Genomic DNA, 352 nt, shown 5'->3' with positions numbered 1-352 from the left:
GCCGATCGGCACGAACCGCGCGGCCTCGAACATGTGCACCAGCGTCAACGTCCCGCTGGCCGAGCACATGACCACCGATGAACTGAGCGGTTGGCGCGACTTGATCGGCGCGCTGAGGCGCACGTCGTTGCCGACAGTGAACACCTGTTCGACATCCAGCGCGGTGCCGGTCCAGAACTGCTCGGCCCAGGCCTCGTAATTGTTCAGGCACAGGCGGAACTCGCCGATCAGGTTGTCAAAATCCGGCTCATCGGGATTCAAAGCAGCAACAACGAGCAGGCCGATGCTGTTGTTCAGGGCCAGAAGCCGATCGGTTGGAAGCATTCGCAGTTCTCGCGCACATCAAAAAGGT

General features: G+C 60.8%; 1 protein-coding gene. It reads right to left on the bottom strand.

The window, feature by feature from the left end:
- On the bottom strand, positions 1-324 hold a 324-nt coding region (locus L8H52_RS30355; RefSeq protein ID WP_242210173.1), incomplete at its 3' end, for a hypothetical protein.
- Between the last annotated feature and the right edge of the window lie 28 nt (positions 325-352).

Source organism: Pseudomonas sp. CROZ-RG-20F-R04-15 (assembly GCF_022662375.1).
Classification (GTDB): domain Bacteria; phylum Pseudomonadota; class Gammaproteobacteria; order Pseudomonadales; family Pseudomonadaceae; genus Aquipseudomonas.
The sequence above is the reverse complement of the archived record's forward strand: the minus strand, read 5'-3'. Positions and strand labels throughout refer to the sequence as shown.